17 protein-coding genes are annotated in these 22,299 nt (G+C 72.8%); 8 read left to right on the top strand and 9 right to left on the bottom strand.

The genetic code is table 11. From position 1 onward, the window contains the following. Nucleotides 1-125: 125 nt before the first annotated feature. The 6 genes from PYS65_RS32265 to PYS65_RS32240 form a co-directional block, all read right to left on the bottom strand. A complete protein-coding gene (locus PYS65_RS32265) occupies nucleotides 126-1,727 on the bottom strand; it encodes an AMP-binding protein (RefSeq protein ID WP_279337485.1) in 1,602 nt (533 codons plus the stop codon). Nucleotides 1,728-1,825: 98 nt separating this feature from the next. Then, complete coding sequence (locus PYS65_RS32260) at nucleotides 1,826-4,159, bottom strand: molybdopterin-containing oxidoreductase family protein (protein ID WP_279337484.1); 2,334 nt, start codon at nucleotides 4,157-4,159, stop codon at nucleotides 1,826-1,828. 185 nt (nucleotides 4,160-4,344) lie between these two features. Continuing rightward, nucleotides 4,345-5,085, bottom strand: a complete 741-nt coding sequence (locus tag PYS65_RS32255; RefSeq protein WP_279337483.1) for an SDR family NAD(P)-dependent oxidoreductase — start codon at nucleotides 5,083-5,085, stop codon at nucleotides 4,345-4,347. A 23-nt stretch (nucleotides 5,086-5,108) separates the two neighbouring features. Next, nucleotides 5,109-6,632, bottom strand: coding sequence for a class I adenylate-forming enzyme family protein (locus tag PYS65_RS32250; RefSeq protein ID WP_279337482.1), 1,524 nt, complete (start codon nucleotides 6,630-6,632; stop codon nucleotides 5,109-5,111). A 480-nt stretch (nucleotides 6,633-7,112) separates the two neighbouring features. Then, a complete protein-coding gene (locus tag PYS65_RS32245; protein ID WP_279337480.1) occupies nucleotides 7,113-7,448 on the bottom strand; it encodes a hypothetical protein in 336 nt (111 codons plus the stop codon). Between the two features lie 359 nt (nucleotides 7,449-7,807). Beyond that, nucleotides 7,808-8,458: a TetR family transcriptional regulator gene (locus tag PYS65_RS32240; protein ID WP_279337479.1), complete on the bottom strand. Its 651-nt coding sequence runs from the start codon at nucleotides 8,456-8,458 to the stop codon at nucleotides 7,808-7,810. A 481-nt stretch (nucleotides 8,459-8,939) separates the two neighbouring features. On the opposite strand from PYS65_RS32240, the gene PYS65_RS32235 reads away from it, so the two are divergent. From PYS65_RS32235 to PYS65_RS32215, 5 genes are all read left to right on the top strand, one after another. Beyond that, complete coding sequence (locus tag PYS65_RS32235; RefSeq protein ID WP_279337478.1) at nucleotides 8,940-9,893, top strand: GNAT family N-acetyltransferase; 954 nt, start codon at nucleotides 8,940-8,942, stop codon at nucleotides 9,891-9,893. Between the two features lie 539 nt (nucleotides 9,894-10,432). Beyond that, nucleotides 10,433-11,614 (top strand): aromatic ring-hydroxylating oxygenase subunit alpha, encoded by a 1,182-nt coding sequence (locus PYS65_RS32230; RefSeq protein WP_279337477.1) that lies wholly within the window; start codon nucleotides 10,433-10,435, stop codon nucleotides 11,612-11,614. A gap of 153 nt (nucleotides 11,615-11,767) precedes the next feature. Then, nucleotides 11,768-12,568: an SDR family NAD(P)-dependent oxidoreductase gene (locus tag PYS65_RS32225; RefSeq protein WP_016828300.1), complete on the top strand. Its 801-nt coding sequence runs from the start codon at nucleotides 11,768-11,770 to the stop codon at nucleotides 12,566-12,568. Between the two features lie 843 nt (nucleotides 12,569-13,411). Next, the gene (locus PYS65_RS32220) at nucleotides 13,412-14,755 is read left to right on the top strand and encodes an MFS transporter (protein WP_279337475.1); all 1,344 of its coding nucleotides are present in this window, start codon (nucleotides 13,412-13,414) and stop codon (nucleotides 14,753-14,755) included. An 85-nt stretch (nucleotides 14,756-14,840) separates the two neighbouring features. Then, the gene (locus tag PYS65_RS32215) at nucleotides 14,841-15,416 is read left to right on the top strand and encodes a lipocalin-like domain-containing protein (RefSeq protein WP_341483719.1); all 576 of its coding nucleotides are present in this window, start codon (nucleotides 14,841-14,843) and stop codon (nucleotides 15,414-15,416) included. Nucleotides 15,417-15,455: 39 nt separating this feature from the next. Here PYS65_RS32215 and PYS65_RS32210 read toward each other — a convergent pair whose 3' ends face one another. Next, nucleotides 15,456-16,622 (bottom strand): thiolase C-terminal domain-containing protein, encoded by a 1,167-nt coding sequence (locus PYS65_RS32210; RefSeq protein ID WP_279337474.1) that lies wholly within the window; start codon nucleotides 16,620-16,622, stop codon nucleotides 15,456-15,458. After that, entirely contained in the window at nucleotides 16,619-17,056 is a 438-nt protein-coding gene (locus PYS65_RS32205) for a Zn-ribbon domain-containing OB-fold protein (RefSeq protein WP_016828296.1), read from the bottom strand. The genes PYS65_RS32210 and PYS65_RS32205 overlap by 4 nt, the downstream gene beginning before the upstream one ends. Nucleotides 17,057-17,440: 384 nt before the next feature. Between PYS65_RS32205 and PYS65_RS32200 the strand changes: the two genes are divergently transcribed. The 3 genes from PYS65_RS32200 (at nucleotide 17,441) to PYS65_RS32190 (ending at nucleotide 20,868) form a co-directional block, all read left to right on the top strand. Further along, nucleotides 17,441-18,253 (top strand): enoyl-CoA hydratase/isomerase family protein, encoded by an 813-nt coding sequence (locus PYS65_RS32200; RefSeq protein WP_279337473.1) that lies wholly within the window; start codon nucleotides 17,441-17,443, stop codon nucleotides 18,251-18,253. Nucleotides 18,254-18,328: 75 nt separating this feature from the next. Next, a complete protein-coding gene (locus PYS65_RS32195; protein WP_279337471.1) occupies nucleotides 18,329-19,366 on the top strand; it encodes an LLM class F420-dependent oxidoreductase in 1,038 nt (345 codons plus the stop codon). Next, entirely contained in the window at nucleotides 19,363-20,868 is a 1,506-nt protein-coding gene (locus tag PYS65_RS32190) for an acetyl-CoA acetyltransferase (RefSeq protein WP_279337469.1), read from the top strand. The genes PYS65_RS32195 and PYS65_RS32190 overlap by 4 nt, the downstream gene beginning before the upstream one ends. A 259-nt stretch (nucleotides 20,869-21,127) precedes the next feature. Here PYS65_RS32190 and PYS65_RS32185 read toward each other — a convergent pair whose 3' ends face one another. Then, complete coding sequence (locus tag PYS65_RS32185; protein ID WP_202279027.1) at nucleotides 21,128-22,282, bottom strand: acyl-CoA dehydrogenase family protein; 1,155 nt, start codon at nucleotides 22,280-22,282, stop codon at nucleotides 21,128-21,130. Nucleotides 22,283-22,299 lie beyond the last annotated feature (17 nt).

The raw sequence follows: 22,299 nt of genomic DNA, 5'->3' as shown, positions 1-22,299 counted from the left end.
CCCGCTGCCCGCGTTCGCCCGGAATCTCGCCGCCGTGCGGGGGGGGTCCGCTCCGTGCCGGCTGCTTTCCCCGGTCGGCGGGGAAAGCCGGGGGAGGCGGTCCGGGCTGCGGCCGCCGGTCCGGGTCAGGCGTGGCCGTCCCCCCACTTGCTCTCGGCGATGCCGGTCAGCCGTCGGTGGTCGAGCTTTCCGTTGTCCGCGCGTTCCAGCGAGTCGACGTAGACCATGTGCTTGGGCACCTTGTAGCCCGCCAGGTGCGCGCGGGCGTGGGTGTGGAGTTCCTCCTCCGACGGCGGCCGCTCCCCCGCCCGGAGAAGGGCGACGACCTTCCTGCCGAGGCGTTCGTCGGAGACGCCGAGGACCGCGGCGTCCGCGATGCCCGGGTGCTGCTTCAGGACCTCTTCGACCTCTTCGGCGAACACCTTCTCCCCTCCGGTGTTGATGCAGCTGGAGCCACGGCCGAGGAGCTGGATCCGCCCGTCGGCGTCGAGTTGGGCCAGGTCGCCGGGAACGGACCAGCGGCGGCCCGCGGCCTCGACGAAGACCTGGGCGGACTTCTCCGGGTCGTTGAGGTAGCCCACCGGGATCCAGCCGGTGACCGCGAGGCGACCGACCTTGCCGTCGCCGGGTTCGGCGAGGGTTCCGTCGTCGAGCAGCACGGCGGCCCGGTCGGAGGGCACGAACGAGCCGGTGTCGGCCACGTCCCCGCGCACGGACACCGTCGAGGCGACGGCGGAGGCCTCGGAGGAGCCGAGTCCGTCCAGCAGGCGCGCCGCCGGCATGTGGTTCAGGAGCCCTTCCTTGACCGGGCGGCTCCACATCACGCCGGAGGAGAACACGGCGCGCAGGCCGTCGAGGCGCCACCGTCCGGGGTTCTCGTCGAGGGCGGCGAGCATCGGCCGGGCGAAGGCGTCGCCGACGATCGCGAGGGACTGGACCCGTTCGCCGTCCATGACGTCGAGGAGCTGTTCGGCGTCGAAGCGCGCCCCCGGGGTCATGACGAGGGTGCCGGCCCCGCTGAGTGCCGAGATGGCGTAGAAGAGTCCGGCGCCGTGCATGAGCGGGCTCGCCACCAGGGAGCGGATCTCCCGGGTGAGTCCGGCCAGGTGCGCCTCGACGGCCTCGCGGTCGCCGTGGTCGGGCAGCGGTCGGGGGTTCTGCGCGTTGAGCAGGGAGAGGATGTCGCCCTGGCGCCACATCACGCCCTTGGGGTGTCCGGTGGTGCCGCCGGTGTAGATGAGGATCAGGGAGTCCTCGCGTCCGCCGCCGTGCGGCCGCGGGGGGTGCGCGTCCAGTTCGCGGGCGTAGGAGGGGGCCCAGTCGGTGCCCTCGCCGACCTCGAGCCAGAGCCGCACGCCGGGCAGGCGGTGGCGCACCCGGTCGACCCGCTCGCGGAACTCGGCGTCGAAGACGACCGCCTTGACGTCGGCGTCGGCCCAGATCTGCACCAGTTCGTCTTCGACGTAGCGGTAGTTGGTGTTCATCGGGGCGAGGCCCGACTTGCCGGCGGCGAAGAAGGTCTCCAGGTACTCGGGACCGTTGCGCATGTACTCGGCCACGACGTCGCCCGCGGTGAGGCCCGCGGATTCCAGCACCGTGGCGAGCCGGGCCGCGCGGTCGTCGAAGTGCGCCCAAGTGCCTCGTCGTCGCCCGTGAACGAACGCCGTGCGCTCGGGGTGCACACGGGCCACGGCCTCGAAGGCACTCGCGAAGTCCCAGCCTGCCATGTCAGCCCTTTCGCGTCATGCCGCCGCCCGGAGCGGTGGCCGTCGTCCCATCCGAAAAATATCCTACAGACGTTAGATAATAACCTCAAGGCTTTAGGTTAAGGGGAAGGTTCTTCACGGTCGGCGAGACCCGGCGGGGCGGGGGTGACCGACACCGGGACGGCCGTCAGGGTCGGCATGTGGTTGACCGCCTGGGCGCCGTGGTGCAGGGAGGTGAGCCGGTTGACGTTGCTGCCCGTCGTCCGCGGGTTCCCGCCCGTCTCCAGGCCTCCCCAGCCGTGGGTCATCGACAGGACCCCCGGTCGCATGCTCGGGTCCTCGTGCGCCACGGCCTCGAGCGTTCCGTGCGGCGAGCGGATCGTCACCGCGGCGCCGTGCGTGATGCCCAGGTGCGCCATGTCCTGCGGGTGCAGGTGGGCCGGGTTGTACGACTGCGGGGGCAGACCGGCGACCGCCGACCCTAGGGAGTTGACCACCTCCCTCATCCGCCGCACGACCAGCCGCAGCGGGAACTCCTCGGCGTCCTCGCCGCCCGCCGCCCCACCCTCGCCCGCCCCGCCCTCGGCCCCCGCGGACCGGGCCCCCACGGGTACCGTCGCGGCGACGGGCGCCAGCGCGGCGGCGAGTTCCGCGGCCACGTCGGCGGGCAGCAGGGTCAGGCGGTGCCCGGCCCGCTCCTCGCGGGCCGGGCCCACCGTGGTGCCGGGGTGCCCGGCGAGCAGGCCGTGCGGGTGGGTGCGCACCTCGTCCAGCGGGATCCGGCCGCGTGAGGCGACCAGGTCGAGGAGCTCCTCCGAGGAGGGCGGTCGGGAGGTGTCCAGGTCCCGGCCCGCGAACCGCAGGGGCCCTCCCGTCTCGGCCGCGAGCCGGAAGAAGACCCGCCAGTCCTCGACCACGCCCCGGGGCGGGGCGACCACGGCGGGCGTGTACTGGGCGAACGGGCGGGGGAAGAAGGTCTCCATCAGCCCGGTGTGGTCGGCCCGTTCGTACAGCATCGTGGGGGCGATGACGTAGTCGGCGAGGCGCGCGGTCTGCGACATCCGGGTGTCGATCGACACCAGCAGGTCGAGGCTCTCCAGCGCGCGCCGCGCGGTGTCCTGGTCGGGCAGGGCGAGCAGGGGGTTGCCGCCCGAGACCACCAGCGCCCTGATCCGGTCGGGGCCGGGCCGCAGGATCTCGTCGGGCAGCAGGGCCGCCGGCAGTTCGCCGCGCAGCAGGCCGTGTCCGCCCACCCGGCTGCGAAATCCCCGTTCCCACTCACGGTCCGCGGGGACCACCTCCGCGCGGGCCGGCCCCTCGCCCATCAGGACGCCGCGCCCCGGCACGGGTTCGCCCTCGCGCAGATAGCGTCCGCAGACGACGTTGAGGCAGGCGGCCAGGTGTTCGGCGATGCTGGAGTGCGGCCCCATGCAGACGCCGGTCCCGGTGCTCACCATGCCCCGCTCGGCCGCGGCGAACATCCGGGCCGCCCGCACCAGCTCCTCGACCGGCACGTCGCAGACGCGGGCGACCCTGTCGGGGGTGGCCTCGGCGACCGCCGCCCACAGGTCGTCCAGTCCCTCCACGTGGCGGTCGCAGAAGTCCCGGTCGTGCAGCCCCTCCCCCAGGACCACCTGCAGCAGCCCCGCGAACAGCAGCGCGTCGTGTCCGGGGCGGGGTCGCAGGTGCAGGTCGGCGCGTGCCGCGGTCTCGGTGCGGCGCGGGTCGACCACGATCAGCCGCATCCCGCGGTCCCGGGCGGCCTTGAGGTTGGCCGACGGATTGGTGACCAGCGCGCCGTCCCCGTCGCCCCCGTTGACGGAGACCAGCGGGTTCGTGCCCGCCAGCAGCCACACGTCGGCCTCGTCGAGCGACTGGGGGCCGCCCGCGTACACCCCCATGCGCGACTTCACCAGCCACTTCGCCGACTGGTCGAGGGTCATGGTGGAGAAGAGCTTGCGGGAGCCCAGGCCGCGGAACCAGGCGCGCGCCATGAAGGGGGTGAGGGTGGCGAAGTGGTGCTGGGTGCCGATGAACAGGCCCACCGCGTCCGGCCCGTGCTCCTCGACGATCCCGGTGAGCCGGGCGGCCACCTCCACCATCGCGGTGTCGGCGTCGACCGGTTCGTGCTCGCCCGCGGCCGTCCGCCGCCGGGAGGAGGTCAACCGGTCGGGGCCGTGCAGGAGGTCGGCGGCCCTGCGCCCCTTCGGGCAGGTGAAGCCGCGGGAGATCGGGTGCTGCCGGTCGCCCAGCACGCGCAGCACGCGGGTGCCGTCGGTCTCCACCTCGACCCCGCAACTGGCCGGGCACAACCGGCAGTACGACGTCCTCCGGGTCACGGTGTCGCCCTCGGCGGGGCGTGCCCGCCGGGCCGCGTCCGGGGACGGGGGACGCGGGTCGGGGTCGGTCGGGTCGTGCGCGGCCGATTCGTGCGCGGGCCGGGAAGTCGTCATCCGACGGTCCTTTCTGCCGCGGACGTCCGGCGCGGCCGCACCGCGGACCGCGCCGACGTCTCGCGAGGGATCCGAACCGCCCGGCCCACGAACGGGCAGGGCACCGCCCGGGACGAGGGCCCCGGGCGGAGGTCGACCCCGGGCGGGCACCGACGGTCCGTCGCGCCGACGCCCGCTGCCGGGGCTCACAACTGGACGGGGCCGCCCGCCCACACCCCGATCTCCTCGCCGGAGACGTGCGCGGCACCGTCGCCCGCGAGGAAGGACACCACCGAGGCCACCGCCTCGGCGGGGATCCGCGGCCAGCCGTCCTGGAGGCTCTCCCGCGCCCGGTCGCCGGCGGCGCGCACCATGTCGGTCTCCACGTAACCGGGCACCACGGTGTTCACGGTGATGCCGCGCCGGGCCACCTCCTTGGCGACGACCCCGGCCAGGGCGACCAGCCCCGCCTTGGAGGCCGCGTAGGCACCCGTCGTCGGGGTGAGCGCGCGCCCGCCGCTCGGGCTGCCGAAGAACAGGACGCGTCCCCAGCCGGCCGCGTACATGGCGGGCAGCGCGGCGTGCGTGCAGTAGTAGGCGCCGCTGAGGTTGACGCCCAGCACGCGGTCCCACTGTCCGGGCGGCAGGGAACGCGCCGAGCCGGCCGCGCTGACTCCCGCGTTGTTGACGAGCACGGCGACGGGTCCGAGGAGTTCTGCGGTCCGCGCGACGAGGTCGCCCGCCTGGTCCGCGTCGGACACGTCGGCCCGCAGCGCCACCGCCCGGCCGCCCGCGGCCTCGATCTCCTCGACCACGTCCGTCGCCTCGCGGGCGCGGTGGGCGTAGTTGACCGCGACCGCGAAGCCGTCGGCGGCGAGTCTGCGGGACACCGCGGCTCCGATGCCCCGCCCGCCGCCGGTCACCAACGCGACTTTCCTGGCCTTCATCGGCAACGGCCTCCGTGTTCGGGTCAGCGCACCTTGTCGTGCGTGCGGGGCAGGTCGGCGTAGGTGGCCTTGAGGTCGCGCTTGGCGATCTTGCCGCTGGCCATCCGCGGCAGGGCCTCGTCGAGGAGGACGACGTAGCGCGGGACCTTGTAGTCGGCCATGCGCTCGTTGCAGTGGGCCACCACGTCGGCGGGGTCGATCGGACCGTCGGCCTTGATCAGGGCGGCCGGGGTCTCGCCGAACTTGGCGTCCTCGACGGCGATGACGGCGACCTCCTCGATGCCGGGCATCTCCTGGAGGACGTTCTCGATCTCGGTCGGCGAGATGTTCAGCCCACCCGAGATGATCATGTCCTTCATGCGGTCGACGAAGGTCAGGTAGCCGCGCTCGTCGAGGACGCCCATGTCCCCGGTGTGCAGCCAGCCGTCCACGATGGTCGTGCGGGTGGCTTCCTCGTTGCGCCAGTAGCCGGGCATCATCCCCGGTCCGCGCAGGAGGATCTGGCCGGGGGTGCCGGGCGGACAGTCGACGCCCTCCGGGTCGACGACCCTGATCCTGGTGAAGGCGCCGCCCCAGCCGCACTTCTCCGGGTGCTCCATCGCCTCGTCGCGCGGCATCACGGTGGCGGATCCGCCGATCTCGGTCTGGCCGTAGATCTGGCGCAGCGAGACGCCCTTGCGCTGCCAGGAGGCGAGCAGGTCCACCGGCACCCGCGCACCGCCCACGTGGACGGTGGTCAGGCTGGTGAGGTCGGCCTCCGCGAAGCCGGGCTGTGCCGCGACCTGCTCGAACAGGATGGGCGGGCCGGTGAACGTGGTGACCTTCTGGTCGGCCAGCACACGCAGGGCCCGGGCCGGGTCGAAGCGGGGCTGCAGCAGCAGCGTGCCGCCGTGCAGGATCGTGCGGAAGAGTCCCCACACGAGGCCGGCCGCGGTGAACAGCGGGAGCACGAGCAGGGGTCTGAGGCCGTTGGGCAGTACCGGCTCCATGAGGGACCACTCGTGCATCTCGCCGGCGATGGTGGCGTGGGTGAAGATGACGCCTTTGGGTTTGCCGGTGGTGCCGCTGGTGTAGACGATCGCGACCGTCTCGGAGACGTCGGACACCGGCGGCACGACGGGGGCGTGGGTGCCGTCCCGCAGGGACCGGACGTCGCTCTGGAAGGACTTGAGGACGACCCCGGGCTGCTCCCGGCGGGCCTCCTCCAGGCGCTCGCGCAGCGCGTCGTCGCCGTAGACGACGGTCGGCTCGCAGTCCTCCAGGAGCCCGGCGAGCTCGCGGGCCACCATGCGGTGGTTGAAGGGGGCGACGACGGCACCGAGCTTGAGCGCACCGAGGGTGGCCGCGCACCACTCCAGGGAGTTCTGCCCCACCAGGGCGACCCGGTCTCCTCGGCCCACTCCCGCCGCGACGAGATCGGCGGCGATCCCGTCCGCCCAGCTCTCCAGCTGGCGGTAGGTGAGCACGTCGCCGTCGAAATCGATGGCCGGCTGGTCGGGAATGTTCCGAGCCCACCAGGTCAGGGTGCTCACGAGCGTTCCGCTCACGTCTGTTCCTCCTGCGCTCTGTCCACGATCGCTTCCGCCACCTCGGGCCGTTCCACGGGTCGCCCCCTTTGGCGGAGCGGCAGCGGATACACCCGAGCACATGTCGGAAGAATTCTGATGAAGGGAGTCACACGTCGTGTGGTCGGGGGGTGCCTTGTCGAGGGGCCTGCTGTCCACCGGCTGCCGGCGGACGGTCCGGGCGGGCCGTCGGCCGGTCTCGTGCCCGGCCGGGCCGCCCGGTACGGCGTGCACCGGTGGTTCGGAGCACGGGCGGACGGGGTCGTCACCGGCTGCTCGGCGTACCGGGCCCGCGATCCCCGAGGTGGCGGGAATCCTTCGTGTGACCGTGGTCGCTTAATCTAAGGGCTTCAGGTACCGCGGACAAGGCTTTTGCGGGATGTCCTCCCGATCGGGCGGACTTACTCCTCCCGCACCGGCCCTTCGACGCCCGCCGGTCCGCGTCGAAGGCGCCCGCCGGGGTCAGTCCCCGGCCTCCGGGGGGAAGTTCTCGAGGGCGGCGGCCTTCCAGGAGCCGTCGCGCGACTCCCACACGGACCGCAGGCCGATCCGACCGTCGGAGGTGTCGTACACCGTCTCCCCCACCCAGGTGGCGCCCTCGCGCCGGATGTCGACGACGCGGAGCGAGTCGACCTTCCCGCGGGGGACGGTCACTCCGCGGAAGACCTGGGGGATGTTCTCCTGCACCATGTCGGCCAAGGACGCTTCGACGTTCCCGTCGAGGACGTACTGGACATGCCGCCGGTAGAGCTCGTGGAACTCCTGGGACTCTTGCGACTCCTGGGACTGCGTGGACATCTGGACGTGCCTCCCCATCGGTGACCGTGGGGGCCGTCGCGCCCCCTGCGGAACCAGAGTCGACGCTCCTGGCGTGAACTCACCCTCAGCCTAAAGCCCTTAGATAACGGGCGGCAAGGGTTCGGGAGGGAAGCACCCGCGAGAGTGCGCCCACCGACCCCGCCACGCACCTCGGCGGACAGGCGGTACGCAGGGGGTTCGGGGCGACGCGACAGGTGGCGACCGGGCCGGAACGCCGCCGCACCCCTCTCCCGAACGGAAGGGGGCGCGGCGGTACGGCGGGGATTCACCACCCGGCCGGAGAGCACCGCCCTGCGGGGCCTCGCTCCCCGGCGCGGGGGCTCGGGCCCGGAGGGGGCTCAATGCCCAGCGGGCGCCTCCGCCCGCGGGGCCGCGTCCAGCTGCATGACGCCGGCCAGGAAGCTCCGGATCGTCTGTTCGAAGATCTGCTCGGCGCTCCATTCGTTGGCGGCGAGGGCCGAGGTGAGGGTGGGCTCCTCCTCGGCGTCGACGTGCGGGAAGATCTGCGCCTGACTCTCCGGGGTCTTCATGGCCTCGCTGAGGCTGGCGCCCAGACTCAGCTTCTCCATGCCGTCCAGGATGAGCACGTGCAGGTGTTGCGGTACGCCCGCCTTCTCCAGGAAGCGGGCCACCTTCTCGTACATGGCGATCAGGACGTCGCGCGGCAGGTACTCGAGCAGGATGGGAGCCGCGTTGCGGTGGCGCAGGATCGAGCGCCGGAAGTTCAGGGCGAGGGCGACGAAGAGGTCAGGCCAGTTCTCGTCGGCGGGACGGCGCGGGAAGGGCGTGTCCACCATGATCGCCCGGGCCACCTCGGTCATGAGTTCGGTCTTGTTCTTGAAGTGGTGATACAGCGAGGGCGCTCGGACTCCCATCACCTTCGCCAGTCGAGGCATGCTGAACGCCTCGATCCCTTCCACGTCGATGATCTTCAAGGTAGCCGCGACGATCGCTTCGCGGCTGAGCAGAGGTTGGAGTGGTCGGGCCATGGCCGCAGTATCCCGCACCCCGGCGGCGGATGGGACCCGGCGTCGCGGGCGCCCCGACGGATCCGGCACCGCACCCCACTCCCGGGCGACGCGCCGAGAGGGCGCCGGGCGCGAACCCGGCAGGGCGCCGCACACCACCCCCCGCACCTCACAGATCACCGCCCGATCCCCTCGGCGGACACCCTCCCATTAACCGACTTTCCATAGGTTTCAGATCACTCTTCCCCGGGCGTCGGATCACCACACTCGCCTGCCGTCACAAGGGATTCATCGAGACACCCGGGCTTGTGAGCACCACATCCGGCCTATAGCTTGGAGGTAATGAGCTGCTGAGACCGTCGTCGCCGCGCACCGGCGTGGGAGCGCCCCTTTCGGACCCGCCGCCCGCGCACCGCATCCGCGGCCGCCCGAACTCCGGCACCCGGCACCGTCCACCGCGGGCGGCGCCACGGGGCGACGACCCGACATCCGAGGACGTTCTGTGATCACGTACGAGTGGGGCACCTCCTTCGGCACCGACCCGGAGGTCGTCAGTCTGTTGCGCGACGCGGCGGACTTCGACGCCGAGCAGGGTTTCTCGGCCGTGCAGCCGGTCCCGGCCGCGGGCACGGACGGGGCGCGCCCCGGGCGGGTCACCGAACTCGTCGCCCGGATGAGCGACGAGGTGGGCGCCGTCGGCTCGCCGGACGGGGAGGAGGCGATCGTGGCCTTCCTGCGGATCACCTCGCAGGGCGACGGCACCGCCACCACCGAGTTCGTGGTGGGCCCCGAGTACCGGTCCCTGGGGATCGCGACCCTGCTGTTCGAGGAGCTGGGGCTGGCCCGCGGCGGGGCGGCCCGGTGGGCCGGCGAGGGCGTCCGGTCGCTGCGCGCCTGGGCGCACGGCTCGCACCCCGCGGCGGAGCGGATGGCGCGCCGGTTCGGCGCGGTGCCCGAGGACGCGTCGTGGCGGATCATCCGGCCGATGCACCGGCCGGGCAGCGTGCCGGAGCCGGAACCGCCCGCCGGGGTGGACCTGCGCCCGCTGCACCCGGAGTCGGACACGGCGGTGGTGGCCGCGCTCGCCGCCGCCGAGAAGGACGGCCGCGGCGCCGGCCGGGTCGGCCCGGAGGTGCTGGTGGCGGTCGAGGCGTCGGGGGAGGTGCTGGGCTTCGTGGCGTACTCCCCGCACCCCCTGGCCGGGGAGGCGCCGGACGGTCCGGGATCGGTGCACCTGCTGGCGCCGCCGACCCGGGGCGAGGCGCACACGGTGTCACGGGCGCTGCTCGCGGCGGCGCTGAAGCGGCTGGCCGAGGCGGGCGCGCGGGAGGTGGAGATGTCGGTGGACCCGCTGGACGAGCCGCTGGTGCGGGCCTGCCGCAGCGTCGGCTTCCACCACGACCAGACCGACGTGTGCTTCAGCGTGCCGGTCGACGCACCTGCCACGGTCGCCTGACGGGTGCACCGGCACCGGCGGACGCGAGGCGGGGCTCCCCGAGGAGGAAGGGGCCCCGCCTCTCGTCTTCCGCGGACTCCCGGGCGCGTCCGGCAGCCTCCCCCCGACACGGGCAGGCGCAGATCGACCCGCCGCCGGGACCACCCTGCACACCCCTTCGCCCACCGGCCGGGCCGGACCTCGCGGACCCGTCGCCCAGGGCCGGGGGAGGGCGCCGCGACCCGGCCGACGACCGAGAGCCCCTCGCCGTGTACTTGACCCCAGAAACCTACAGCCATAAGATTAAGTGAGCTTTTTCGCAGACGGGTGCGTCCGGCGGCGAGCATGCGCCACCGGACCGCCCGCGGACCGGGGCCCACCTCGCCCACAAGACGCCCCACGCCCCACTCGTCGCCGTTCCCGTGCCTCCTCGGCGGGGTCGACGCAGAAGGGGAACCGACGTCGCGTGTCTCGCATCCCGCGTCGCGAGACCGCATCCGCCTCTGAGGTCCCGAGCCACCGCAGCGGCGCAAGGAACGCGGACAGTACAGGAGGACGACGTGACGGAATTTGATGCACAGCGCGAAGAGCGAATTCGTCGCCTGCTCGAGCACCTGCGGAACGACACGACCGACCAGTTCGAGGGAACGGTCTCCTTCAGCCCGACGGAGTTCACCGACGCCGACCTCGCGGCCCGTGAGCGCGAGCTGATCTTCGCGCGGGTCCCGTCGATCGTCGCGCACAGCTCGGAGATCCCCGAGCCCAACGACTTCATCACCCTGCAGCTCCCGCGCAACAACGCCATCGTGGTGCGTCAGCCGGACGGCGGCATCAAGGCCTTCGTCAACCAGTGCCGGCACCGGGGCGCCCTGCTGGAGGAGGCGGCGTCGGGCAAGTGCCGCCTGTTCTCCTGCGGCTACCACCGCTGGTCCTACGACACCGACGGCACCCTGCGCACCATCACCCGCGACAACACCTTCGGCGACCTCGACCGCAGCCAGTTCGGGCTGCTCGAACTGCCCGCCGAGGAGCGACACGGCTTCATCTGGGTGATCGACTCGGTCGGCGCCGAGATCGACGTCGCCGCCTGGCTCGGCCCGGAGATGGACGAGGTCCTGGCCGGGTACAAGCTGGACAACCTGGTCTCCTTCCGTGCCGAGGGCTTCGACGAGCCGTGTAACTGGAAGCTGATGCAGGACGCCTTCCTGGACGGCTACCACATCCAGTACGCGCACCCGAACACCGCGGGCAAGATCGTCCACACCAACGTCTACGCCTTCGAGGACTACGGGCGGCACTGCCGCTGGCTGGCGCCCCGCAAGACGATCGACCGCTGGATCGACGAGGACCCGGGCGACCAGAGCCTCGCCAAGCACGTGACCGAGTCGCACCTGCTGCTGCCCAACAGCACCCTGCTGCGCCTGCCCGACAACCACTTCGAGCTGCTGACCTTCCGTCCCGACCCGGTCGACCCGGGGCGCTGCCGGATGGAGATGCGGGTCATCGTGCCGCGTCTGGAGGAGACCCCCTACGACGAGGAGACCTGGAACAAGCGCTGGCAGCGGAACTGGCAGATCCTGCTGGACGTGCTGCACGCGGAGGACTTCCCGCTGCTGCGCGGCTCCCAGCGGGCGCTGGCGAGCCAGGACGCCGGCCCCATGGTGTTCGGTCGCAACGAGGTCGCCAACCAGGTCTTCCACCGGGAGACCCAGCGGCTGCTCGCGGCCGACGACGCGAGCTGACGCCCGCGCCTCCCCCGTGCCGGAGACCTCCCGGCACCCCTTCTCCCCCACCCCGGCTCACGGGCCGCACCGGCCGGTCGGGGGCGGATGCCGCACACCCGCCGCACCCGCCCCCGACCGGCCCGGACCGGCCCGGACAGACAAGGACGGCACATGGGCAGCACGACGACACAGCGCCCCCTTCCCGAGAACGGCGTGCTGGACCTGTTCCGGCTGGACGGCAGGACCGCGCTGGTCACCGGCGCCAGTTCGGGGCTGGGCGCGGGCTTCGCCCTCGCCCTGGCCGAGGCCGGCGCACAGGTGGTCCTGACGGCCCGCCGCGCGGACCGCCTGCGCGAGACGGCCGAGCGCATCGAGGCGCTCGGCGGCGAGTGCCTGGTCGTCGCCACCGACGTGACCGACCCGGAGCAGTGCGAGGAGGCGGTGGCGGCGGCCGTCGCGCGCTTCGGGAAACTCGACATCCTGATCAACAACGCCGGTGTCTCCTCCGCGGTGCCCGCGCTGCGCGAGCGGCCCGAGGACTTCCGTCAGGTACTGGACGTCAACCTGATGGGCGCGTACTGGATGGCCCAGTCGTGTGCGCGGGTCATGGGGCCGGGCTCCAGCATCGTGAACGTGGCCAGCGTGCTGGGCCTGATCAAGTCGGTGCTGCCGCAGGCCGCCTACGCCGCGAGCAAGGCCGGCCTCATCGGGCTGACCAGGGACCTGTCCCAGCAGTGGGCCGGGCGCCGCGGCATCCGGGTCAACGCCGTCGCACCCGGGTTCGTGGCCACCGAGATGATCGCCGAGATGCCCTCGGAGACGCTGGACGAGTTCCTGCGCGCGACCAGCCCGCTGGCCCGCACCGGCACCCAGCGGGAGCTCGACGCGGCCGTGGTGTTCCTGGCGGCCCCGGCCTCCAGCTACATCACCGGCACGACCCTCGCCGTGGACGGGGGCATGTCCGGGCACTGAGCGCCCGCGCCCCACCGTCGTCGCCGTACGCCGGCTCGGCCCCGCTCCGGTTCTCGCACCGGAGTCGGCCGGGCCGGCGCTCGTCGTTGCCTTCGAGCGGACGACCACTAACCTTCTTTCCGTAGATTCCCTGCGCTTCCTTACGGGTGTACGTTCGACACCCCGTCCGCGGCAACGCGACCCCGGAGGCGGACCGGCCTGACCGTGACGACCCGCCAGCCCCCGTCCGCGCACCGCGAGGTCCACCGCGCACTCCACAGCGGAACGCCCCGACCTGCACCATCATGCGATTCGGGGCCCCTCCCCCGCTTCCCGCCGCCACCCCGACGAGGCCCCCCGCGGGCACCGGGAGCGTGACACGACCGCGGCCGCCGGGAGGGCGCATCGCGCGAGGCGGAAAAATCCCCCCGCCCGACCCTTGACCTTAAACTACGGGCATAAGTTAAATGGCCACGTCTCACCCGAGTATTCCCGGCCGCCGCCTCTCCCGGAGGCGCCGTCGGCCTCGTTGAGTTCCGCCACGCTCTCCTCTCCCCCGCCGTTCGGCCCGCAGCCGTCCGGCACCCCCATCCTCCCGACCGGCCGCCGTCGATGCCACCCCGAGTGCCGTCGCCGAGGCCCGTCGGCCCGTCCTGACACACCTACGGCCCGCCGCGCTCCGCACGCGGTCCGTCGTGTCCCGGCCGCCCCTTCCTCGGGGCGGCCTCCGAGGGACACCGGGGCACCGGGTCCGCGCCGCCTCCTCCCGTCGGGAGGGTGCCCGCGGAAGGGGAGCTCCACCACCCAGAACCGTCCGCAGACCCCCGGATCGGCGGACGTCTGCTCCACGACAAGGAGTTTCCCTTGACTCGACCCAGCTCGGCAGTGCGTCCGAGAATCTCGGCGGGTGCCCGGTCGGTGGTCTTCGCCTGTCTGTCGATCACGCTCATCGACGGACTGGACAGCGGCATGTACGGCGCGGTGCTGCCGACGCTGCTCCAGGACAAGCAGTGGGGCATCACCCTCGCCTCGGCCGGTGTCATCGGCAGCCTCTCCCTGATCGGGATGATGGTGGGTGCCATGCTGTCCGGTTACGTGGCCGACCTCATCGGACGGCGCCCGACCGTGCTCGCCTGCGTGGCGAGCTTCAGCGTGTTCACCCTGCTGTGCGCGGTGGCCCCCAGCGTGGAGGTCTTCGGACTGTTCCGCCTGCTCGCGGGCCTGGGCTTCGGCGGTGCCCTGCCCTCGGTCATCGCCCTGACCATGGAGTACGTGCCGGTGGAGAGGCGGCAGTTCTACAACGGCGTCGTCCAGACCGGCTTCCCCATCGGTGGATGTCTGGTCGCCTTCCTGGCCATCTTCATGCTGCCGAACTTCGGCTGGGTCTCCCTGTTCGTCCTCGGCGGTGCCATCGGACTGGCACTGTTCGCGATCGTCTACCGGCAGATCCCCGAATCACTCGCCTTCCTCAGCAGCCGGGGACGCCACGAGGAGGCGCGCGCCCTCGCCGAGCGCTACGGGGTCGAGCTGCCTCCGGAGCCGGCGGTCGGTACCGTGACGGAGAAGCCGAACTGGTCCTCCTCGCTGAAGCTGATGTTCGCCCCCGGGTTCCGGGTCGCGACGCTGCTGTTCCCGGTGATCGGCTTCTGCGGTCTGCTGCTGGGCTACGGCATGAACACCTGGATCCCGCAGCTGCTGCGCGCCTCCGGCTACGACCTGGGCTCCGCGCTGACCTTCCTGGTCGCCTTCTACCTGGGCAGCACGATCGGCATGCTGGTCCTGGCCGGCCTCGCCGACCGCTGGGGATCGCGCCCGGTGATCGCGGGCGGCTTCCTGTGCGGAGCCCTGGCGGTGACCTCCCTGACGATGCATCCCCCGCAGGCCGTCGTCTTCGCCATGGTGCTGGTGGTCGGGTTCTGCGCCTCCTCGCAGGCCGCGGTCGCCGGGTTCGTGGGCGTCTACTACCCGGCCGCGGCGCGCGGCACCGCTCTGGGTGCCTCGCTGGGCCTGGGCCGGCTGGGAGCCGTCTTCGGGCCGATCCTGGTGGGTCTGATCATGGGTTCCTCGCTCGGTACCTCGTGGGTGTTCTACTTCTTCGCCGCGGCGGCGCTGCTGGCCGCGCTGCTGATCGTGCTGGTGCCGCGGACCGGCATGCACGACCGCACCGCCCCGTCCACCGAACCGCAGGAGGTCGCCCCCGCCGCCTGACCCACGTCCCGCGCGCGACCCAGCTCCGCCCTCCCGGCGGTCGGCCACCCGCCGACCGCCGGGAGCGGCCGTCCGCCGCCGAACGATCGGACCGTCATGCCCCCCTGCCGCACACACCCCCGACGGGCGGACGCCGCCCGACAGCCGCGTCCCCTCCCCCTCGGCACCGGCTCCCGAGGAGGACGCCCCCGACGAGCACACCGCCCAGGGCCTCGCCGCCTCGCTGCTCGGCGGCTGGAACCTGGTCGACCACACCCGGCTGGTCGACGGACAGGTCATCGGGCACCCGCTGGGGCCGGGGCCGCTGGGACGGCTGGAGTACCGGCCCGACGGGCGGATGAGCGCGCTGCTGATGCGTCGCGACCGCCCCTGGCCCGACGGCCTCTCCTTCACCCGGGCCACCGACGAGCAGCGGGGCGCGGCCGCCCTGGGCTTCGTCGGCTACGCGGGCCGGTACACGCTCCGCGGCGACCTGGTCCTGCACCACGTGGAGATGTCGCTGTACGTCGAACACGTCGGTGACGTCCTGACCCGGCGGATCTCGTGGGAAGGTCCGCGGCTCGTGCTGCACACCGAACCGCGTCCCACCCGCACGGGCGGCACCACGACGGACCGGCTGGAGTGGTCCCGCGACCCCGTCCGACCGGATCACCCCGCGTGAACGTCACCGGGCGCGCCCGGTGACCTCCGCCCCCACGAATCAGAGGGTGTCCTCGCCGCCCAGCACCACGGCGCTGACCAGGGGGGCCGCGGGGCCGCCGGTGAGCAGCGAGACGCGGGCCCCGGGGACCTGGTTGGAGGAGGTGCCGCGCAGTTGCCGGACGGCCTCGGCGGCCAGACCGATGCCGTGCACGAACCCGCCCGCGATGTTGCCGCCGGCGGTGTTGACCGGGAGGCGGCCGCCGGGGGCGGTGAGGCTCTCGACGGTGAGCAGCTCCCCGATGTTCTCCCTGGTCACCAGTCCCAGGTCGAGCATGACGGCGACGGCGGGGCCGGTGAAGTTCTCGTAGATCTGGGCGACGTCGACCTGTTCGGGGCGGATGCCCGCGTCCGCCCAGAGCTCGTCGGCCAGCGGGGCGAGGCCGGCCGAGGAGTAGTCACGGTCGTTCTCGTGCAGCTCGCCCCAGTCCTCCCCCGCGCCCTGGGCCCCGGACAGGACGTAGGCGGGGGTCTGCCGCAGGTCCCGGGCGCGTTCGGCGGTGGTGAGCAGCACGGCCCCGGCGCCGTCGTTCTCCCGGGAGGAGTCGAACAGCCGCAGCGGCTCGGAGATCATGCGCGAGGACAGGTAGGTCTCGTCGGTCAGCCGTACGTCCCGTCCGGCGGCCAGCGGGTTGCGCCCGGCGTGGACGTAGCAGGCCTGGGCGAACGCCCGCAGCGCCTCGGCCGGGACGCCGTCGTGCTCGATCATGCGCTGGGTGCGCAGGGCGCAGACCTGGGCGGGCGAGACCAGTCCGTGCGCGCGGTAGTGCTCGTCGAAGAAGTAGCTGGAGACGGCGGCGGACAGTCGTCCGCTCTGCTGCTGGGCCAGGGCGCGGTAGACGATCACGTACCGGGCCTGTCCCATGGCCAGGGCGGCGGCGCCCTGGAGGAGCGCGGCGCCCAGGCCGCCGCCTCCGCCGCCGGCCACCTGGGAGGCCCAGCGCAGGCGGCGGGTGCCGAGTGCGGGGGCGAGCGCGGTGGCGTCGGCGTCGTGGCCGTAGGTGGAGAAGCCGTCGACGTCGGCCGGGTCCACGCCCGCGTCCTCGCAGGCCTCGACGATGGCCTGCAACCGCAGGCCGTCCTCGTCCAGCGGCGCCTTGCCGCGCTTGTGGTACGGGGTCTCCCCGATGCCGACCACGGCCGTCGCGCCGCGCAGTGGGAACGTCATGCCGAGAGCCTCCAGCGCAGGACGGGGGTGTCATGGGTGAGCGGGCCCGCGGGCTGGATCACGCCGTGCAGGGCGGCTCCGATCCGCAGGGTGCTCTCGTCGTCGACGAGCATGCCCAGCAGGCGTACCGAGGGGACCTCGTCGAGTCGGGCCAGGACCACGGTGTAGGGGACGTGGTCGGCGAGTTCGGGCAGGAAGGGGTGCCAGGTGCGGGTCCAGGAGAAGACGGTGGCGGTCGGGGCGACGACCGGCCAGTCGAACGCGGCGCCTCGGCAGCCGGGGCAGATGCGTTGCGGGGCCCAGACGTGGCGGCCGCAGTCCCGGCAGCGGGGGATGCGCAGTTCGCCCCGGCGCAGTCCGTCCCAGTAGGGGCGGTCGGGGCCGTCGGGGTCCGGGGTGATCGGTCCGGCGGTGGGTGCCTCGGAGAGTTTCACGGGTGTCGGCCTTCCTCCGTCGTGCGGTGGGGCGGGTCCTCGATGTCGGGCGGTCGCGCGGGGGCCGTCGGGCCCCCGCGGCCGGGCCGGGCGCGGTGCGGGTCCGAACCGGCGGGCCCGCGCCCACGGGGCGGCGCCGGTCCGGTCCGGGGTGGTCGTCGGCGGGTCCGGTGGTCCTCGGCGGCCCACTCCCCCACACCAACCTAAAGCCTTCTGGTTATCCACGACAAGCGCATGCACTGAACCGCGACACCAGCGCAACCCTTGCCTGTTGAATCTTATGCTATTAGGTTAATTCGACGGCCCTTCCCGCCGCCGTGCCGACCACCGCGGCAGCCTCGGCCGGGCCGGGCCGATCTCATCGTGACGGGACAAGGAGCACCGATGACCAGCACAGTGATCGAGACGGAGGAGCCCCGTCCGGGCATCCTGCTCGTGCGGCTGAACCGGCCGGACAAACTCAACGCCATGACCTCCGAGCTCATCCAGGGGTTGCACGAGGTCCTCGACCGCGTCCGGGACGACTCGCGGGTGCGGGCCGTGGTGCTCACCGGGGCGGGCCGGGCGTTCTGCGCCGGCTTCGACTTCCGCGGCTACGGCGACGCGCCCGGCGCGGTGCCGGACGAGGGACGCCCGCAGGCCGGTCTGCGGGTGCAGGAGCACATCGTCGACCTGGGCGAGGCCTTCCGCCGGGTGCGCGCGCCGATCATCGCCGCCGTCAACGGGGCCGCGGCCGGAGGCGGCATGGCCCTGTCGCTGTTCTGCGACATCCGGGTGATGGCCTCCTCGGCCGCCTTCCACGCCTCGTTCATCAAGCGCGGCCTGGGCGGCGGCGACATCGGGGTCAGCTGGCTGCTGCCGCGTCTGATCGGTTTCTCGCGCGCCTCCGAACTGCTGCTCACCGGCGGCACCCTGGACGCCGCCGAGGCCGAGCGCATCGGCCTGGTGTCGACCGTGGTCCCGGACGGGGAACTGCTGGAGGCGGCGCTGGACCGGGCGTCGGCGATCGCCGAGAACAGCCCGTTCGGGGTGTGGATGACCAAGAGCGTGCTGTGGGCCAACCTGGAGAACCCGAGCTTCCGTTCGGCCGTCCAGCTGGAGAACCGCACCCAGATCCTGAGCACGATGACCAAGGACCACCAGGAGGCGGTCGAGGCGTTCCTGGAGAAGCGCCCGCCCGTCTACCGCAACCGCTGAGGCCCTCGTGGACGCACCCGACACGGAGCGCGCCGGCCGCCCCCGGTCGCTCCCACACACCGCGGAGGCACGCGCATGAAGGTCGGATTCCAGGCCGGCTACTGGGGCTCCGGCCCACCGGCGAAGGTCGAGCAGCGCCTGCACGAGGCCGAGGCGCTGGGCGTGGACAGCTTCTGGACCGCCGAGGCCTACGGCTCCGACGCCTTCACCCCCCTGGCCTGGTGGGGGGCGCGGACCTCGCGGATCCGGCTGGGCACCTCGGTGGCCCAGATCTCGGCCCGCACCCCGACCGCGACGGCGATGGCGGCACTGACCCTGGACCACCTCAGCGGGGGCCGGGTGATGCTCGGCCTGGGCGCCTCCGGACCCCAGGTCGTCGAGGGCTGGTACGGGCAGCCCTACCCGCGGCCGTTGGAGCGCACCCGGGAGTACGTGGAGATCCTGCGCAGCGTCTGGGAGCGCCGTGAGCCCGTGACCTACGAGGGCCGCCACTACCGGCTGCCGCATCCGGGCGGCACCGGGCTGGGTAAGCCGCTGCGGTCCACGGTCCACCCGCTGCGGCCCGACATCCCGGTGCTGCTGGGAGCGGAGGGTCCCAAGAACGTGGCGCTGGCGGCGGAGATCGCCGACGGCTGGATCCCGCTGTGGTTCTCGCCCCGGAGCGACGCGTTCTACCGGGACGCGTTGCACGAGGGGTTCACCCGCCCCGGTGCCCGGCGCGGACCGGAGGACTTCGAGGTCGCCGCGGTCTGCCCGATCGTCGAGCACGACGACGTCGAGGTCGCGGCGAGGAGGATCAAACCGATGATCGCGCTGTACGCGGGCGGGATGGGCGCCAAGGACGCCAACTTCCACACCGAGGTCTTCGCCCGGATGGGCTGGGGCGAGGTGTGCGCGGAGATTCAGGGCCTGTATCTGGCGGGACGCAAGGAGGCAGCGGTGGAGGCCGTACCGACGGCGATGGTGGAGGACGTGGCACTGGTGGGACCGGTCGACAAGATCTGCGAGGAGATCGCCCGCGCGTGGCGTCCCACCTGTGTCACCACGATGATCCTTGCCGGCTGGCCCCGGTCAGAGGCGCGCGGGCGCATCCTGGAGGCGGTGCGCGGATGAACCTCGACCCCCGTACCCCCGTCCTGGTCGGCACCGGGCAGCTCAACCAGCGGGACGACGCCCTCGAACCGGTCGGCCTGCTGGCCGCGGCGGCCCGCGAGGCCGAGCGCGACTCGGGCGGCACCTCGCTGCTGAAGTCGCTGGACGCCGTCCGCCTGGTACGCATGCTGTCCTGGCGCTACCGCGACCCCGGCGCCCTGCTCGCGGAGCGGGTCGGTGCCTCCCCCCGGGACACCGCGTACACCGCCGACGGCGGCAACAACCCGCAGGCGCTGCTGAACGGTGCCGCGTCGGACATCGCCGCCGGACGCGCCGACGTCGTGCTGATCGGCGGGGCGGAGACGTGGCGGACCCGGATGCGGCTGCGGGCCCGGGGCGAGCGCCCCGCCTGGACCGTGCAGGACGAGACGGTGCCGGCCGCACCGCTGCTGGGCGGCTCCGGTCCGCTGCTGGGCCAGGGCGAGAAGCGGATCGGGCTGGAGCCGCCGTCCTGGGTGTACCCGCTGTTCGAGCAGGCGCACCGGATCGACGCGGGCCGCACCGTCGAGGAGCAACTGCGGGTCGGCGCACGGCTGTGGGCGGACTTCAGCCGGGTGGCCGCGGACAACCCGCACGCCTGGATCCGGCGGGCGCACACGGCGGAGGAGATCCTGACGCCCTCGCCGGACAACCGTTGGATCGCCTGGCCCTATCCGAAGCTGATGAACTCCAACAACATGGTGGAGCAGGGGGCGGCGCTGCTGCTGTGCTCCGTGGAGGCCGCCCGCCGTCACGGGGTGCCGTCCGACCGCTGGATCTTCCCGCAGTCCGGCGCGGAGGCGAACGACACCCTCGAACTGGGCGCGCGCGGGGAGCTGCACCGCTCCCCGGCGATCCGGATCTCCGGGCGACGGGCGCTGGAACTGGCGGGCACGGACGCCGGTTCCGTGGATCTGGTCGACGTCTACTCGTGTTTCCCCTCCGCGGTGCAGATCGCGGCCCGGGAACTGGGGCTGGCGCTGGACGACGCCTCCCGTCCGCTGACCGTGACCGGGGGGCTGACCTTCGCGGGCGGCCCCTGGAACAACTACGTCAGCCACTCCATCGCCGCCATGGCCGCCCGGCTGCGGGACGCGCCGGGGGCGGTGGGACTGGTGACCGCGAACGGCGGCTACCTGACCAAGCACGCGATGGGCGTGTACGGGACGCGGCCGCCGCAGGCCGGTTTCCGGGCGCAGAACGTGCAGGCGGAGGTGGACCGCGAGCCGCGCACCCGGGCGCTGGTGCAGTGGGAGGGCACCGGTGCGCTGGAGGCGTGGACGGTGCTCCACGACCGGGAGGGCCGCCCCGAGCGGGCGTTCCTGAGCGTGCGCACCCCGCAGGGCGGACGGACCCTGGCGGTGTGCCAGGAGGCGGACGACCTGGCCGAGATGACCGGACGGGAGCTGGCCGGCGTCCCGGTGCGGGTGGCCCTGGACGGCACCGCCCGGCTGGCGGACGCCGAGGACGCAGCCGGTCCCTGAACCGGTCCGCGTGCAGGACGCCCCGGTCGGTTCCGCACCCTCCAAGGCAAGAGGAGAGGGCGGAACCGACCGGGGCGTCGTCCGTTCCCGCGGTCGCGCGTGCGCGAGGGCCCGGTCGTACGTGTGCGACGACGTCACGCACCGGTGCGGAACCGACCCCGCACCGGGACAGGACGCGTCGTCGTCGCACGCCTTCGTCACGCACCGGTGCCCGCGCCGCCCGAGGGGCGTGGCGCGGGCACCGAGGGGCTCGGGCGGGTCACTTGCGGCCGATGAGGTCCCGACCGATGATCTGCTTCATGATCTCGTTGGTCCCACCGAAGATCTTCTGGATACGGGAGTCCTGGAAGGCGCGCGCCACCGGGTACTCCAGCATGTAGCCGTAGCCGCCGTGCAGTTGCAGACAGCGGTCGACGACCCGGTTCTGCACCTCGGTGGCCCACCACTTGGCCTTGGCGGCGTCGACCACGGTGAGGTCGTCCTCGCCGTGGGCCAGAACGGCCCGGTCCACGAAGGCCCGGGTGACGTCGAGTTCGGTGCTCAGCTCGGCCAGTTCGAAGCGGGTGTTCTGGAAGTCCGCGATGGGCTGTCCGAAGGCGACGCGCTGCTGGGTGTATTCGATGGTGTCGGCGAGGACCGCGTCGGCGAGCGCGAGGGCGTGCGCGGCGATCGACAGGCGCTCCAGCGGCAGGTGCGAGACCAGCTGGCCGAAGCCGCCGCCGACGGTGCCCAGCACGTGGGAGTCCGGGACGAACACGTCGTCGAAGAACAGCTCGGCGGTGTCCTGTGCGTGCAGGCCGACCTTGGCGAGCTTGCGGCCGCGGGTGAAGCCGGGCATGTCGCGCTCGACCACCAGCAGGCTGAAGCCCTGCGAGCCGCCCTCCGGGTCGGTGCGCACCACGACGATGACCACGTCGGACTGGATGCCGTTGGTGATGAAGGTCTTGCTGCCGTTGACCAGCCAGCCGCCGTCCACGCGGGTGCCGGAGGTCTTGATGCCGCGCAGGTCGCTGCCGGTGCCCGGCTCGGTCATCGCGATGGCGCCGATGAGCTTGCCGGCGGCCATCCCGGGCAGCCAGCGCTTCTTCTGCTCCTCGGTGCCGAGCGAGGTGAGGTACGGGATGGCGATGTCGTCCTGGAGGGAGAAGCCGGACGCCAGCGAGGAGGCGAAGACCTTGGCCAGTTCCTCCTGGACGACGTTGCGGTAGCGGTAGTCGCTCAGGGCGGCCCCGCCGTGCTCCTCGGGTGCGGCGAGGCCGAGCAGGCCCTGTTCGCCCGCAGCGAGCCAGACGTCCCGGTCGATGAGACGCTGCTCGTCCCAGCGCTCCAGGTTCGGGGCGACCTCTCTTCGGACGAACTCGGCGACGACCTCGCGGAACTCCTCGTGGTCGGCGGTGTACAGGCCTCGTCTCATCGTGGCTCCTCGGGGCG

The organism is Streptomyces cathayae (assembly GCF_029760955.1).
GTDB classification, from domain to species: domain Bacteria; phylum Actinomycetota; class Actinomycetes; order Streptomycetales; family Streptomycetaceae; genus Streptomyces; species Streptomyces cathayae.
This window is presented reverse-complemented; position numbering and strand designations above follow the sequence as displayed.